The sequence below is a fragment of the Marinobacter nauticus ATCC 49840 genome (genome assembly GCF_000284615.1).
GTDB lineage: Bacteria > Pseudomonadota > Gammaproteobacteria > Pseudomonadales > Oleiphilaceae > Marinobacter > Marinobacter nauticus.
On sequence record NC_017067.1, the window covers coordinates 350,956 to 366,438 of the forward strand.

Annotated in this window: 13 protein-coding genes; 7 read left to right on the forward strand and 6 right to left on the reverse strand. The window is 60.3% G+C overall.

The features are described 5' to 3' along the window. Nucleotides 1-6: 6 nt before the first annotated feature. Nucleotides 7-2,481: an ExeM/NucH family extracellular endonuclease gene (locus tag MARHY_RS01540; protein WP_228703061.1), complete on the reverse strand. Its 2,475-nt coding sequence runs from the start codon at nt 2,479-2,481 to the stop codon at nt 7-9. A 185-nt stretch (nt 2,482-2,666) separates the two neighbouring features. Here MARHY_RS01540 and MARHY_RS01545 point away from each other — a divergent pair, with 185 nt between their 5' ends. The 3 genes from MARHY_RS01545 (at nt 2,667) to MARHY_RS01555 (ending at nt 5,241) form a co-directional block, all read left to right on the forward strand. Next, nucleotides 2,667-3,215, forward strand: a complete 549-nt coding sequence (locus MARHY_RS01545) for a glutathione peroxidase (protein ID WP_041654477.1) — start codon at nt 2,667-2,669, stop codon at nt 3,213-3,215. Between the two features lie 93 nt (nt 3,216-3,308). After that, the gene (locus tag MARHY_RS01550; protein ID WP_041654478.1) at nt 3,309-4,490 is read left to right on the forward strand and encodes a mechanosensitive ion channel family protein; all 1,182 of its coding nucleotides are present in this window, start codon (nt 3,309-3,311) and stop codon (nt 4,488-4,490) included. Continuing rightward, nucleotides 4,483-5,241: a putative 4-mercaptohistidine N1-methyltransferase gene (locus MARHY_RS01555; RefSeq protein WP_014420283.1), complete on the forward strand. Its 759-nt coding sequence runs from the start codon at nt 4,483-4,485 to the stop codon at nt 5,239-5,241. The genes MARHY_RS01550 and MARHY_RS01555 overlap by 8 nt, the downstream gene beginning before the upstream one ends. 115 nt (nt 5,242-5,356) lie before the next feature. Here the strand turns inward: MARHY_RS01555 and MARHY_RS01560 are convergent, their stop codons facing one another. Then, nucleotides 5,357-6,142 (reverse strand): FCD domain-containing protein, encoded by a 786-nt coding sequence (locus MARHY_RS01560; RefSeq protein ID WP_014420284.1) that lies wholly within the window; start codon nt 6,140-6,142, stop codon nt 5,357-5,359. Nucleotides 6,143-6,362: 220 nt separating this feature from the next. On the opposite strand from MARHY_RS01560, the gene MARHY_RS01565 reads away from it, so the two are divergent. From MARHY_RS01565 to MARHY_RS01580, 4 genes are all read left to right on the forward strand, one after another. Next, on the forward strand, nt 6,363-8,054 hold the full coding sequence (locus MARHY_RS01565) for an L-lactate permease (protein ID WP_041654479.1): 1,692 nt from the start codon (nt 6,363-6,365) through the stop codon (nt 8,052-8,054). Between the two features lie 63 nt (nt 8,055-8,117). Next, nucleotides 8,118-8,945, forward strand: coding sequence for a (Fe-S)-binding protein (locus tag MARHY_RS01570; RefSeq protein ID WP_041654480.1), 828 nt, complete (start codon nt 8,118-8,120; stop codon nt 8,943-8,945). Then, nucleotides 8,942-10,384, forward strand: a complete 1,443-nt coding sequence (locus tag MARHY_RS01575; RefSeq protein WP_041654481.1) for a LutB/LldF family L-lactate oxidation iron-sulfur protein — start codon at nt 8,942-8,944, stop codon at nt 10,382-10,384. Before MARHY_RS01570 ends, MARHY_RS01575 begins: the two co-directional genes overlap by 4 nt. After that, the gene (locus MARHY_RS01580; protein WP_041654482.1) at nt 10,384-11,055 is read left to right on the forward strand and encodes a LutC/YkgG family protein; all 672 of its coding nucleotides are present in this window, start codon (nt 10,384-10,386) and stop codon (nt 11,053-11,055) included. The genes MARHY_RS01575 and MARHY_RS01580 overlap by 1 nt, the downstream gene beginning before the upstream one ends. Here the strand turns inward: MARHY_RS01580 and MARHY_RS01585 are convergent, their stop codons facing one another. From MARHY_RS01585 to mqo, 4 genes are read right to left on the reverse strand one after another with little or no spacing between them, the layout of a single operon-like run. After that, nucleotides 11,056-12,453, reverse strand: a complete 1,398-nt coding sequence (locus MARHY_RS01585; protein WP_014420289.1) for an NAD(P)(+) transhydrogenase (Re/Si-specific) subunit beta — start codon at nt 12,451-12,453, stop codon at nt 11,056-11,058. Between the two features lie 2 nt (nt 12,454-12,455). Next, entirely contained in the window at nt 12,456-12,743 is a 288-nt protein-coding gene (locus tag MARHY_RS01590; RefSeq protein WP_011783921.1) for an NAD(P) transhydrogenase subunit alpha part 2, read from the reverse strand. Then, nucleotides 12,743-13,900: a Re/Si-specific NAD(P)(+) transhydrogenase subunit alpha gene (locus tag MARHY_RS01595; protein WP_014420290.1), complete on the reverse strand. Its 1,158-nt coding sequence runs from the start codon at nt 13,898-13,900 to the stop codon at nt 12,743-12,745. The genes MARHY_RS01590 and MARHY_RS01595 overlap by 1 nt, the downstream gene beginning before the upstream one ends. Beyond that, nucleotides 13,897-15,414 (reverse strand): malate dehydrogenase (quinone), encoded by a 1,518-nt coding sequence (gene mqo, locus MARHY_RS01600; protein WP_014420291.1) that lies wholly within the window; start codon nt 15,412-15,414, stop codon nt 13,897-13,899. The genes MARHY_RS01595 and mqo overlap by 4 nt, the downstream gene beginning before the upstream one ends. Nucleotides 15,415-15,483: the final 69 nt, after the last annotated feature.

Sequence of the window (15,483 nt, forward strand, 5' to 3'; positions counted from 1 at the left end):
TGGGGGTTAGCGGCTGGTCAGCACGCGAATCAGGGCGATCAGGTCGTAATGGTTAATGCGCCCGTCACCGTCAATGTCGTAAGCCGGAGCTGTGGCTTTCCCGAACAGCATCGCCAGCACCAGGCGGGACAGGTCCCGGCCGTTAACGCGGCCATCGCCGTTCAGGTCGGCGCGGTCTGCGGGGGTTCTGGTATCGAGATTCAGGGCAACGATCACAGGGTCATGGTCAGAGGCCCGGTAAGCGTCCGGTGCGTAGAAGCTGGCCTGCTGCTCCGGGGTCTTGAACTCGGTGTTGTAGTCCAGGGCGCGGGGCTCGTCGGCATTGATCGGCCAGACGGTGGTGTCGGCAATTTTGCCGGCCAGGGAGGTATTGGCCAAAGCGTGGTCCAGATAGCCGGCCTGGCCATAGAACACGTAGGAATACGCCTGCTCGCCAACGTAGGTCGCCAGCAGATCGGTATAGCCGGCACTGGCCAGAGCGCGAATGGGGTCTTCTTGCGCGTAGGCGTTGAGGTCGCCGATGATTAACACATCCGGTTCGCCGGTTCCGGTGGCATCGTCTGCCAGCCAGGATGCCAGCGCCTGGGCGGCCTGGGTCCGTACTGGATTCCAGCAGCCCTGACCATCGTTCTGGTCAGCGTTGCTGCCTTCGGCACTGCCGCAGCCTTTGGACTTGAAGTGGTTGACGGCAATGGTGACGCCATCGTCTGAATCCTTCAGCCGGAAGGTCTGTGCCAGGGGCTGGCGGTTCAACTGATCAAAAGGAGCCGCGCTCAGAGTGGCGGCGGTGCCAACGATCTCGACACGGTCGGCGCGGTACAGCAGGCCAACGGCAATGTCATCATTACCCAGTTGTGCCAGGCCGGGGTCGACCCACTGCCATTCGGAACCCAGGGCCCCGGCCAGATCGGCAATGGCACTGGTCTGGCCGTAGCCGTCATTCTCGATTTCCATCAGGCCGATGATGTCGGCATCAAGGGCGACCAGGGCACTGACCAGCTTCTCGGTCTGGCGGGCCAGTTCTTCCGGGTTGTCTGCGCCCCGCGCCGTCGGGAATCCGCCACCCATGCCGTCACCGTTGAAGAAGTTCAGCACGTTGAAAGAAGCCACCACCAGGTTACCGCGATCCTCAAGGCCGGGCTCGGTTACACGTGCATTTGCCTGGCTGAAGGACGGGCTCGCGGTCGGCTGGAGACGCCATTCCGAAAAACGGTAGTCGAGAACGCCGGCAAGATCCTGAACGGTGTCGCCAGCGCGCACGGTCTGGCTGGCGCTCAGTTGCGGTGTCGGGTAGGGCACGATGGCCGGGTTCTGGCGGTTACTGGCGTCGTCCAGGATAATCCGGTCCAGCGCATTCAGATCAGCCACCAGTGCGGCATCCGCTCCGGGCTCAGCGATACTGGTGGGGATAAAGTGGCGACCGCTCCCGAGGGTCAGGCTGCCGTAACGGCCCAGGTCGTAGTTGTCGTTCACCACAAGAGGCGCGCTGAATTGTACCCGCATGGCTTCAAAGGCTTCCGGAGCAGTGGCATCGGCCCAGGGCAGGGAGATCTGCGCCGCCGGTGGAAGCTCCGCTTTACCACAGTTTTCGGTACCGCTCAGGTTGGTCAATTCGGTCAGGCCGTCGTATTCGGTCACTTCACCGGCAAGCCGCAGGCGCTGGCCGGGCTCGGCGTTCAGAGTTGGCGCATAGACAAACAGGCCTTCGGAGGTGGCAGGGTTGTCGTCGCGGTCTGAGTCTTCTTCCTCCACAAAGACGCCGCCAAGGCCATCGTTGGTGTTGAAGGCGGCCGTAACTACGGCTTCGATCACCACGTGCTGGCCGGCAACCGGGCTGATATCGCCTTCGCCCTGAATGTCCGAAATGCGGGTGGCGGGAGCACCACAGGTCAGATCCGGCGCAGTCGGTGGCAGGTCCGGGTTATCGTCATCGTTGCCGGCGACGCCGAGATCGTCGAAGCTGTTCTGGGGAAAGCCGTCAAAGACTGTGGCCGGGTCGTAATCATCGTAGGCATCGGTATCGGCCAGGGTGCCTGCACGGCGGCGCAGAGTGCGATCCTGAGTGCGGGTATCCCCGGAGCCCCAGTAGCTGCCGGGGTCTGTGCCGACCTGGCCGATACTGTCGGCAACCGTGCCGCCGTTCAGGAGCAGGACAGCGTCATCACCGTTGAACAGCCCGGCTCCGGTGGTTTGATCCGCCACAGCGAGAATGGCCGGGTCAGCAGCGCTATGCGCGAAAACGAAGTTGCTGCCCGGAGCAATCGAACCCTTCAGGTTGAAGGTTTGCCCGGGGGTGGCGCTGCCGTTGAAGAAAACCTGCAGCTCCCAGGGGGCAAGATCCACCACCGCGTTGCCGGTGTTGAGCAGTTCAATGGCTTTGTTGTTGCTGGAGCCTTCGACATACTCGCTGATGACCAGCGATGCCTGTGTTGTCGATGCCAGAAGGCCGCCGATGGCGGCTGCCAGCAGCGTTGGTTTCATCGTCATGGTACTGTCCTTGTTTCGGTTATGTTGTGTGTTTTGACACCACAATCTGACCGTGCTGTGTGACGATGACATGAGAGTTTTGTGAAGGATGCTTTGCCGGTTTGTGTCAATGTGGACAACGCGCCTGAGCAGTTTGGTAATCCAGTGCGTATACAGGGGATGTGTCGACAGGAGGGCCGATGATGCGTTGGACAGTCTTGAAGTGTGTGAGTGTGCTTTTACTGTTAGGGTTGACGGTGCCTGCCGTTGCCCGGGATTGCCCGGATTTCCTGGACCACGAGCAGCGCAAGCTGCACTCCCGGGATTCGGTGAATCTGTGCGAAGTGGCTGCTGGCAAGCCGATGCTGGTGGTGAACACAGCCAGCCGTTGTGGTTATACCGGTCAGTTTGAAGGCCTGGAGGCCCTGCACCAGCGGTACAAGGATCGGGGGCTGACGGTCGTGGGATTTGCCAGTGATGACTTCCGGCAAGAGGCGGATTCCGAAGAAGAAGCCGCGAAGGTCTGTTTTGTGAACTTTGGTGTGAGTTTTACCATGATCGCGCCGAGCGCAGTGACCGGCGAGCAGGCCAATCCGGTGTTTCAGGAAATCAATCGCCAGAGCCAGCCGCCAAGCTGGAACTTCACCAAGTATGTGATCGATCGTGAGGGTAAGGTGGCAGCCCGTTTCCCGAGCCAGGTGCGTCCCGAAGATGCCCGGTTGATTCAGGCCCTGGAATCGGTTCTGTAATCCCCGGCCGGTTTGCGGATAGCAGTCTATTCTGAAGGCAAAGGTTGTTCACCGCTCCGGGTGTAGTATGCAGTGTTTGGAAAAGGATGCCCTATGGCAGAAGCCCTGTTTGAATCCGTACGAAGCCAGATAGCACAGAATCTCTCGGCTACCCTGGACGCTCTCGCGGGCGGACAGACCGATTGGGTGGCCCTGGCCGGGCATGTTCTCAGTCAACTGCTGATTTCGGTGATCTACCTCGGCATTCTGTTGCTGGTCTATGCCATTCTGATCAGCCTGATACGCCTTGTCGTCGGCAGCCGACGCAGCTCGAAGCCCTGGTTTGGTCAGTTGCGCACTGGCATCCGTTATCTGTTCGGGCTGGGCGGATTGCTGGTGATTATGGCGCAATTCGAGGCCTCGCCGGAGCTGTTGAAGGGCATGGCCAGGGCGGGCCTGATGGCGTTGGGCTTTTTTGTGGGCTGGCTGGCGATTGGTCGTCTGCTGCGGGAGACGATGAATCGCTACCGTCTGGAACCCTCTATCCGCCAATTGGTCGAGAATCTGTTCTCGGTGCTCACCGTTACCTTCGCGGCCGTTACGGTGCTGTCCCAGTTCGGTTTCGATGTGGTCTCCATCGTCGCGGGTCTGGGGATCGTGGGGATTGCCGTCGGGTTTGCGGCCCAGTCCACGCTGTCGAACTTTATTGCGGGTATTACGTTGCTGATTGAGCGCCCCTTCCGGATTGGCGATTGGGTCACCATCAACGGCCAGGATGGTAAGGTGGTGAAGATCGCCCTGCGGACCACCTGGCTGCGTACCCGGGACAATATCTTTACCATGATCCCGAACGATAACGTGGCGTCCTCGGAGATCATCAATTACAGCGCCGAAGGGGCGACGCGCCTGAACATTCCAGTTGGCATTGCCTACAAGGAGTCTGCCAGGGCAGCGCGGGACGTGATAATGCCGGTTCTGCTGGCGCACTCTGAAGTCTTGCAGGGGCCGGGTATGGAGCCGCGAGTGGTGGTCAAGACCCTGGGCAACTCTTCAGTCGATCTGGAGGTCAAGATCTGGATTACACCGGACAATCTGGAGGTTCAGCCCAGAATTATGGCTGATGTGCTTGAGAAGATTAAAGAGGCCCTGGACGAAGCGGACATTGAAATACCTTTCCCGCACCTGCAACTGTTCATAGATGATGCCAAAGGGCTTGCGCCGTTGGTACAACCGTTTTACCCAAGGTCGACGGAGCAAGGGAAAGGCCTGTCGGCGCCAGGAGACAATCATGAATGAGCCGTCCGGCTACTACGAAAGCAACACCACCCTGGCCCAGTATCTGGAGTTTCACTTCGGTGAAAGCTGGCATGGTGAAGCCAACTTCGCGAAAGAACTGGCCGATGCCGCGCTTGGAGCGCTGGATGGCCGCGCCACCTGCCGGGCGTTGGATATCGGTTGTGCGGTAGGACGTACCTCGCTGGAGCTGGCCCGCCAGTTTGACCATGTCGATGGGGTCGATTATTCCGAAACCTTTATCGGCAAATGCCGTGAGGTGGTGCGGGAGGGGGTTGCGCGGTATGCGCGGCCCGAAGAGGGCGAGCTGGTCAGCTACCAGGAGCGGTCACTGGCAGCCCTGGGTCTGACTGAGGCTGCCCGCCGCGTGGCGTTCCATCAGGGCGATGCCTGCAATCTCGGCGCTGATTACCGGGACTACGATCTGGTGCTGGCCGGCAACCTGATTGACCGTCTCTACAACCCATGCCTGTTTCTGGAACAGATCCATGAGCGTATCAATGCGCTGGGGCTGCTGGTGATTGCTTCACCCTATACCTGGCTGGAGGAGTACACGCCCAGGCAGGACTGGCTCGGTGGTTTCCTGAAAGACGGTGAGCCATTCACCACCCTGGATGGGCTCAAGGCGGCGTTATCCCCCCGTTTCCGCTTGCTGGCAGAGCCCCGGAGCCTGCCCTTCGTGATCCGGGAGACCCGCAACAAGTTCCAGCACAGTTTTTCGGAGCTCACAATCTGGGAGAAGTTGCCGGATTAGCGTGCCCTGTCACACAAGCGTCATCTCTTCCGGTTAGTGTGAAGGCTCATCAGGACGACATGCATTGTGTTGATGCATCGTGTGATTGCTTATGCCGGGGCTTGCCCCGGCTTTTTTATGGAGCCCGGTGTTCGCCGCTCCCTTCCCTTCTCAACGCCCGTTCACGCCGTCGCGCGGTTTCGCTGCGTTCTGATATGGTTTGCTGCACAAACTGTATGTGTTCCCCGGCGATGGCCCTGGCGTCTTCTTCCCGGCCTTCAACGATGGCGTTATACAGCTTCTGGTGCTGGTCCATCAGGCCCTGGCGGGTCTGAACCTCGCGGGAGTACATGCCACCGATGTTGGTGACAATGTTGTTCTTGAGCATGCTGAACAGGTTGCGCATGGTGTGCAGTAGCACCACGTTGTGACTGGCTTCAGCAATAGCCATGTGGAAGCGGGCATCGGCAGCCCCTTCTTCTTCCAGATTGTGGGCAGTGGAATTCTGGTAGCAGGCGTGGAGCTCTTCCCAGGCTTTGCCCAGCCGTGCCAGATCCACTTCCGTGGCGCGCAGGGCCGCGTAGAAGGCACAGTCGCCCTCCAGTGTGCGACGGAACTCGAGCAAATCCCGGTGTGCTTCCGGGTGCTTTTCCAGTAGCGGGATGAGTGGGTCGCTGAAGCTGCTTCCCAGATTCTCCGCCACATAATTGCCCCCGCCCTGGCGGCTTTTCAGCAGGCCTTTGGCCGCCAGGCGTTGCACCGCCTCTCTGAGGGACGGGCGGGATACGCCGAATTGCTCCGCCAGCACCCGTTCCGGCGGCAGGCGCTGCCCCGGTTCCAGGGTTCCTTCCAGAATCATGGTCTCCAGTTGCTCGACAATGGTGTCGGCCAGCCGCCTGGGAGCAATCTGATTGATGGGCATGGTGTCTCGCTTGTATGTCTAAAAATTGGTCTTACCAATAAATCTTACCCCTGTCCATGCTTGTTTTTACAACAAAACTTCAACGCAATACGACCAATGTAGGAGTGGGCGGTTTTGACACCATAAGGCCAGCTCAAATAACGTACTCGGCACAGGTTTGTAAATTGGTAATACCAATTATCCAAGAATAGAATCCAACAACAAGACCCTGGAGAACATGATGTCGTCCGGATTGCTCGCCCTGTTGGCGTTTACGCCCATTCTTCTTGCCGGAGTGCTGCTGATTGGCATGCGTTGGCCCGCCCGCCGTGCCATGCCCGTGGTATTTCTGGTTACCGCGCTGATTGGCTATAGCGCCTGGGATATGACCCTGAACCGTATCCTCGCCTCAACCCTGCAAGGGCTGGTAATCACCATCGGCCTGCTGTGGATTATCTTTGGCGCGATATTGCTGCTGAACACGCTGAAGCACTCCGGAGCCATCACCACGATTCGGGCCGGCTTTACCAACATCACCCCGGATCGCCGCATTCAGGCCATCATCATTGTCTGGCTGTTCGGCAGCTTTATCGAAGGTGCCTCTGGCTTTGGTACACCGGCCGCCATCGCCGCGCCCCTGCTGGTTGCGGTCGGTTTTCCGGCCATGGCTGCCGTCATGCTGGGCATGATGGTACAGAGCACGCCGGTATCCTTTGGTGCTGTAGGTACACCGATTGTGGTGGGAGTGACAACGGGTCTGGATCGGGCCAGCATTACCGAGCGACTGGAAGCCCTGGGCTCCAACTGGGATACCTACCTGCAGCTGATCACCTCGGAAGTGGCCATCACCCACGCCATTGTCGGTGTCGTTATGCCGGTACTGATGGTGACGATGATGACCCGCTTCTTCGGCAAGAACAAAAGCTGGAAAGAGGGGCTGGAGGTCCTGCCATTTGCGTTGTTTGCCGGCATCGCGTTTGTCGTGCCCTACGCCCTGACCGGGGTGATTCTGGGGCCCGAGTTCCCGTCTCTGCTGGGTGGCCTGATTGGTCTGGCGATTGTGACTACTGCCGCCAAAAAAGGCTTCCTGATTCCGAAGCGGACCTGGGATTTTGCCGACAGCAAAGACTGGCCCAGTGAGTGGCTGGGCAGCATTGAGATGAAACTGGAAGACATCGCCGCCAAACCGATGAGCGGTTTCCGGGCGTGGGTACCTTACGTGCTGGTCGGCGTGGTACTGGTGCTCAGCCGCACCGTTGAACCGATCAAGCAAGCTTTCACCAGCGTTGGCGTGTCGTTCTCCAACATCCTGGGAGAAGCAGGTATTAATGCCGGGATCCAGCCACTTTACCTGCCGGGCGGTATTCTGGTGATGGTAGTGCTGGCAACTTTCTTCATCCACCGGATGAACCTGAAAGCGCTGAATTCGGCGGTGAAAGAATCCGGTGGCGTGCTGCTGAGTGCCGGTTTCGTGCTGCTGTTCACCGTGCCTATGGTGCGGATACTGATCAACTCCGGCGTTAACCTGTCGGACCTGCCGAGCATGCCGCTGGCCATGGCCACCTGGGCTGCCGATGCGGTTGGCGGCATTTACCCGTTGCTGGCCCCCACGGTGGGTGCGCTCGGTGCGTTCCTGGCCGGTTCCAACACGGTCTCCAACATGATGTTCAGCCAGTTCCAGTTTGGCGTTGCCGAGAGCCTTGGTTTGTCCACCGCACTGATGGTGGCGGTGCAGGCCGTGGGTGCTGCGGCAGGCAATATGGTGGCCATCCATAACGTGGTGGCAGCATCTGCTACGGTCGGGTTGCTGGGCCGTGAAGGTCAGACACTGCGCAAGACGGTGTGGCCGACCCTATACTACCTGGTGATGACCGGTTCGATTGCGCTGCTGGCCGCCTACGGCCTGGGGCTGACGGACCCGTTACTGAACTGAAAACACTGGGATAACCACAACGGGTGGCCGGCTGCTGGCCGGACCGCCCGGAGGCAATGACTGATGAGTGAGCTGTTTTACGACGCCGCCCCCAATGCTACCCGCGTGGCTCCAGAGCGCCCCCGGCCACGAACGTATCCGGCCAAGCCGGCCGAGGTCACTTTGTTCGGCACCTGCGTGGTGGATTTGTTCTTTCCCGAGGCCGGGCTGGATGCTATCCGCCTGCTGGAACGGGAAGGCATTCGCGTGCATTTTCCACACGAACAATCCTGCTGCGGTCAGCCTGCCTGGACCTCCGGCTACGTGAACGAGGCCCGGGAGGTGGCGCGGGCACAGCTCAATCTACTCGACAACGGCTTGCCGGTGGTGGTGCCGTCCGGATCCTGTGCCGGTATGTTCCGACAGCATTACCGGGAAGTCTTTGCAGAAGAACCAGATACCCTTAAACGTGTGGAAGATCTGGCTGAACGAACGTTCGAGCTGACCGAGTTTCTGCTGCATGTATGCAAGGTGGACTGGCAGGATCTCGGCCAGCCCACACAGATTGCCTTGCACACCTCCTGTTCCGCCCGCAGGGAAATGAACACCCACCTGCATGCGCGGGAGTTGCTGGGCAAGCTGGCGAATGTCGAGCGGCTGGAACACGATCATGAAAGCGAATGCTGCGGCTTTGGTGGCACCTTCTCTGTGCGCATGCCGGAAGTGTCCGGGGCCATGGTGCTCGATAAAACCCGTTCGTTGCGGGAATCCGGTGCAGCGGAAATGGTAACCGCTGATGGCGGCTGCCTGCTCAACATCAACGGCTCCCTGGAAAAACAGAAACAGACGTTCCGGGGCCGGCATCTGGCCAGCTTTCTGTGGGAGCGGGTGAGTGGAGAGGTGAAATCATGAGCCAGCGAATACCGGTTAAAGAACTCACCGACAGCTTCCGTGGCCGAGCGGTGGGCGCCCTGGCCGACGACCAGCTGCGCACCAACTTCCGCGTCGCCATGGACTCGCTGATGAAAAAGCGGGCCGATGCTTTTCCGGACGAGGAAGAGCGTGAAGGACTGCGGGAACTCGGCAACCATATCAAGGCCCGGGCGCTGTCCCGGTTGCCCGATTTGCTTGAGCAGCTGGAATCGAAGCTGACCGATAACGGTGTCAAGGTTCACTGGGCCGAGACTACCGAGGAGGCCAACCGGATTGTCCACTCCATCATTGAGGCGAAGCAGGGCTCTCAGGTGGTGAAGGGTAAATCCATGGTCAGCGAAGAAATGGAAATGAACGACTACCTGGCTGAACGCCACATCGAGTGCCTGGAGTCGGACATGGGTGAGTACATCGTCCAGCTGGATGGCGAAAAGCCCTCCCACATCATCATGCCGGCGATTCACAAGAACCGCTTTCAGGTCTCCAGACTGTTCCACGACAAATTGGGCGTGGATGAGACCGAGGATGTGAACGAACTGATCCAGATTGGTCGCCGCACCCTGCGCCAGAAATTCCTTGAAGCGGATGTTGGGGTCTCCGGCGTAAACTTCGCCATTGCCGAAACCGGCACCTTGCTGCTGGTGGAGAACGAAGGCAATGGCCGCATGAGCACCACGGCGCCGCCAGTGCACATTGCCGTCACCGGCATCGAAAAAGTGGTGGAGAACCTGCGGGACGTGGTGCCCCTGTTGTCGCTGCTGACCCGTTCCGCGTTGGGTCAGCCGATCACTACTTACGTGAACATGATTTCCGGCCCGCGCAAGGCGGATGAACTGGATGGTCCGGAAGAAGTGCATCTGGTGCTGCTGGACAATGGCCGCAGTGGTGCTTTCGCCGATGCCCAGCTGCGCCAGACTTTGAACTGTATCCGCTGCGGTGCGTGCATGAACCACTGCCCGGTCTATACCCGTGTGGGTGGCCACACCTACGGTGAGGTTTATCCGGGGCCGATCGGCAAGATTATTACGCCGCATATGGTTGGCATGCACAAGGTACCGGATCATCCCAGCGCGTCCTCATTGTGTGGCGCCTGTGGCGAAGTGTGTCCGGTGAAGATTCCGATCCCGGAAATGCTGCAGCGCTTGCGTCAGGAAAATGTGAAAAGCCCCGCGGAGCAGCCGAAAGTGAAAGATGGCGGCGCCAAGTATTCCCGCAAGGAGCGAGCAATCTGGCGCTTCTGGGCCAGCCTGAATACGTCGCCGGTGATTTACCGACTGTTCCTTTGGGGCGCGACCCGTTTTGGCAAACTGGCACCGAAAAACGTCGGCCCCTGGACCGAGAACCACTCGGCGCCGGTACCGGCCCGGCGGTCTTTGCATGATCTGGCCAAAGCCCATTTGAATCAGGGAGACCGGTGATGAGTGCCCGCAGCAATATTCTCAACAAGCTCCGTGCCGGTCTGGCCGGCACCACGCCCCGGCCGGACGATTTCGATGAGGCTCTGGTAACCCGCCCCTGGCAGTATGCGCCGGAGGACCGGATTACTCGCCTGCGTTCTCTGATGGAAGCGGTGCACACCGAAATCCACCAGCTGACGGCCGAGGAGTGGCCCTCAAAGGTTCAGGAATTGCTGGAGAGCCGCGGCCTGAAGAATGTGCTTTATGCCCCGGGTACCGGGCACGGCAAGCAGCTGGCGGAGCACTGGCAGCGTGCGGAGCCCAGACCGGAGCTGTTGGTCTATGACCGTCCCATTGAGGAATGGAAGGAGGAGCTGTTCTGGCAGGTGGATGCCAGCGTGACGGGCACGGTGGGCGGGATTGCTGCCACCGGTTCACTGGTACTGTGGCCGGATCGTCACGAGCCTCGGCTGATGAGTCTTCTGCCGCCGTTGCATATCGCGTTGCTCAAGGCCAGTGAGGTGGAAGACAACCTGTATGGGATGATGCAGAAGCACAACTGGTCCGCGGGTCTGCCCACGAACCTGTTGCTGGTCTCTGGTCCGTCCAAGACGGCGGACATCGAGCAGGTGCTTGCCTATGGGGCCCATGGCCCCAAGGAGCTGGTGGTCCTCATCCTTGAGGACGGCTGATCAGAGTTCCTTGATCGCGCTGGTGGTGGCTTGCAGGACTTCCTTGGCGTCGCCCTTCACCATCAGGCTGTTGTCGCGAATGAACAGACCGTTGGGAATGCCGGCGAAGCCAGCGGACAGGCTGCGCTTGACCACCACCACCGTTTTCGCCTTGTGCACGTCCAGTATGGGCATGCCGAAGATGGGCGAGTTCGGGTCTTCGGCGGCGGCCGGGTTCACCACGTCATTGGCGCCGAGCACGATGGCCACATCCGCCTGCGGCAGTTCCGGGTTGATGGCGTCCATGTCTTTCAACTGGTCATAAGGGATTTCAGCTTCGGCCAGCAGCACGTTCATGTGCCCTGGCATCCGGCCTGCCACCGGGTGAATCGCGTAACTGACCTTGGCACCACGGCCCTCAAGCTGGTTGGCGAGTTCTTTCACCGCATGCTGTGCCTGAGCCACCGCCAGGCCGTATCCGGGCACCATGACCACTTTACGGGCACCATCGAGCAGCAGAGCCAGGTCGTCAGGGGTGGCGTATTTCACCTTGCCATCGTAGAACTCCCCTTCATCCTGCTGGCTCGCCGTGCTGTCTGATCCGCCCAGTACACCGCCGAACAGAACGTTGGGCAGGGACCGGTTCATGGCCTTGCACATGATGGCGGTCAGAATCAGGCCGGAGGCACCCACCAGGGAACCGGTAATGATCAACCCCTGGTTGCCCAGCACGAACCCGGTGGCCGCGCCCGCCAGGCCGGAATAGGCGTTAAGCAGGGCGACGACGACCGGCATGTCGGCACCACCGATAGGCTGGACCAGGCAAATGCCAAGTAGCAGGCAGAGCCCTACGAGGGCCGCGAGGGCCAGCGGGCTGGTGCTGCCGCTGGTGGCAAACAGCACCGCTCCGGCCACGGCGGCAATCAGAGTAACCAGCGTGACACTGTGCCACAGGCGATTGTTCCGGCTGTCGCCAATATTCCCCTTGAGTTTCAGAACGGCTACCACCGACCCGGTCAGGGTGACCGAGCCGATGACGATGGAGGCCAGAATAGCGGCGGTCCAGCCACCACTTCCAGCACCGGTGGCGTTAACCGCGTGCATCCAGGTACTGGCGGCCACCGCAACGGAGGCGCCCCCGCCGATACCGTTCAGGCTCGCCACCAGTTCCGGCATTTCCGTGGTTGCGGTCCGTTTTGCGAGCCAGACGCCGATCGCGCCGCCCAGCAGCATGCCGGCGATGATGGCCGCGTAGCTGATGATTTCCTGGTGTAACAGGGCGGCGACGACCGCAATCAGCATCCCGATGGCGGCCAGCTGGTTGCCACGTACCGCTGTTTTTGGGCGGGTCATGCCTTTGATGCCGAGAATGAAGCAGACGGCAGCTGCAAGGTAAGACAGATTGATCAATGCAAACATGGTTATCCCTTCCGCTTGAACATATTCAGCATGCGATCCGTCACCAGAAAACCGGCCACGATATTGATGCTGGCCAGGGTGACAGCGATAAAGCCCAGAACGCCGGCGACATTAGGCGACAGCTCTGTGCTGCCCGCGCTGATGATGGCTCCGACAATCACGATGCCGGAGATGGCATTGGTGCCGCTCATCAATGGGGTATGAAGCGTGGGCGGAACCTTGTTGATCAGTTCTACCCCGACGAACAGCGCCAGAATGAAAATGGTAAAGCTGAGTGCAAACAGTTCCATCAGTCGGTGTCCTTTTGGGTTGAAGTTTGCGGAGTGTCTCGAGTCTCGGCGTTGTGGCGGACGCTGCCGTGCTGGACCACCAGTGTGGCCGCAACAATCTCGTCCTCCAGCTTGGGCACCACACGACCGTCTTCGGTCATGTTGAGCAAAAAGGCGGTAATGTTGCGGGTGAGCAGCTGGGAGGCATGCACCGGTACGCGGGAGGGGTGGTTGGCATGGCCGACCAGGGTAACGCCGTCCACATCCACTTTCTGGTTCAGAACGGTGCCCTCCACGTTACCGCCTTTGTCGGCCGCCAGATCCACGATCACCGAGCCGCTCTTCATTCGGTGAATCATTTCCTGGTCAATCAGTTTGGGAGCCGGTTTTCCGGGCACCGCCGCCGTGGTGATTACCAGGTCGGCGCGGGCGACGCAGTCTGCCAGTTGCTGTCTTTGGGCGGTGTAGAACGCTTCGCTCTGCGCTTTGGCATAACCGCTGTCTCCGGTGGTATCGGATTCAGGCACTTCGATTTCAATGAAATCGGCGCCCAGGCTCTCCACCTGCTCTTTCACCTCAGGGCGAAGGTCGTAGGCCTCGACCACTGCGCCCAGACGGCGGGCGGTGGCAATGGCCATCAGACCTGCAACACCGGCGCCAATAACCAGTACCCGGGCCGGATGAATGGTGCCGGCGGCGGTCATCAGCATGGGGAAGTAACGGGGCAGGGCCATGGCGCCGCTGAGGACGGCGCGGTACCCGCTGATGCCCGCCATGGCACTCAACACGTCCATGGACTGGGCCCGGGTGGTTCTGGGCACCAGGTCCAGGGCAAATGCCTGCACGTTTTGCCCGGCCAGCTGTTCCAGCAGCGGCTGGTTGAACCAGGGATCGAGCAGGCAGATCAGGGTGGCGTCTTGCTGAATCAGTCGCGCTTCCTCTGATGAGGGCGCCCGAACCTTGAGGATGACCGTGGCCTGACGATACAGGGCGTCGGCATCGTCGGCGATGATGGCCCCGGCGTGGCGATAGTCGTCATCGGTGAAATGGGCGGCACTGCCAGCGCCACTCTCGACCACCACCTCGTAGCCGGCCTCCAGCAGGGTGGAAACTCCGGATGGGATAATGGCCACACGGTTTTCACCGTCTTGTCGTTCTCTGGGAATCCCTATCATCATGCGTACAGGCTCCGTTCAGTTTGAGTTTGTTCTGCCCCGGTGTTCAGTCCCAGGGTGTTAAGGGTGTAGCGGCGGACATCGGCCAGCAGTTGGCGGTTGGCCTGAAGCGATTGACCGTAGCTCGGAATCAGCGATTGCAGGGTTTGCAGCGGTTGGCCCTGAATCAGTTCCGGGAAACAACGTTCTATAACCTCCAGCATTGCGGAGACGCAGGTGGAGGCGCCCGGTGAAGCGCCCAGCAGGGCTGCCAGGGATCGGTCCTCAGTGCTCAAAACCTCGGTGCCGAATTCCAGACTGCCCCGGCCCGAGGCCGTTGGCTTGATAACCTGAACACGCTGCCCGGCCCGCACCAATTGCCACTGAGCCGGATCCGGGTCCTCCATAAAGCGCGCCAGTTCGCCGAGGCGGGCCGATTTGGGGCTGAGAGCTTCTTTGATCAGGTATCGGGTCAGCGGCCAGTTGTGCACGCCAACGTCGATCAGCGGCCGCAGGTTGTGGCTGCGAACTGAGCGGATCAGGTCCGATCGATCGCCGCTTTTGAGGAAGCGGGTGGTAAAGCCAGCGAAGGGGCCGAAGAGCAGCGCCGCCTTGCCATTGATAAATCGGGTGTCCAGGTGGGGCACCGACATGGGTGGGGCGCCAACCGGTGCCTGGCTATAGACCTTGGCGTTGTGTGACAGGGCCATGTCTTCGTTATCGCAGGCCAGCCACAGGCCGGATACCGGGAACCCCCCGTAGCCGCGAATTTCCGGAATACCGGTCTTCTGCAGCAATGACAGGGCCGCTCCGCCCGCGCCAATGAACAGAAAACGGCTGGTAATGCTGCGTTTCTCGCCGCTGCCCAGGTGATGCAGGCTCACGCGCCAGCCGCCGGCTTCGCGCTTGATATCGGTTACCTGGCACTGGAGCTGAATATCACAGGCGTTGTGCTGGGCCAGGGAGCGCCCCAGCAGGCGCGTCAGTGCGCCAAAATTGACGTCACTGCCGTGGGCGACGCGGGTAGCTGCGACCGGCTCAAAGGCTTGCCGGGTACCGTGGATAAGCGGGAGCCAGTGAGCGAGGGTGTCTGGCTGATCGCTGAACTCCATCTCCTGAAACAGCGGTTGGCCCTCGAGGGCTCTGTGGCGGGTTTTCAGAAACTCACAGGCCTTGGCGCCCTGAACCCAGCTCAGATGTGGCACCCGGCGAATGAAGTTGGCCGGTGCGGGCAAGAGCCCCTTCTCAACCAGGCTGCTCCAGTACTGAAGTGAGAGCTCGAAGCGCTCGTTGATGGCGAGCGCCCGCTCTACGGAAACGCTGCCATCGGGGTTGGCGGGGGTGTAGTTGAGTTCGCAATAACCGGCGTGACCGGTGCCGGCGTTGTTCCAGGCGTCCGAGCTTTCGCCGGCCAGCTGCTGACCCTGTTCGACCAGGGTGACCGACCGGGAGCTGTCCAGTTGCTGAATCAGAGAGGCCAGCGTGACGCTCATAACGCCGCCGCCAATCAGAAGAATATCGGTATCGAAGCCCGCCATGGGTATGCCCCTTTCAGTAGCAAACGAACAAAGGGGGCATACTTTAGTCTAAGGCGGTTGCCGCAAGAA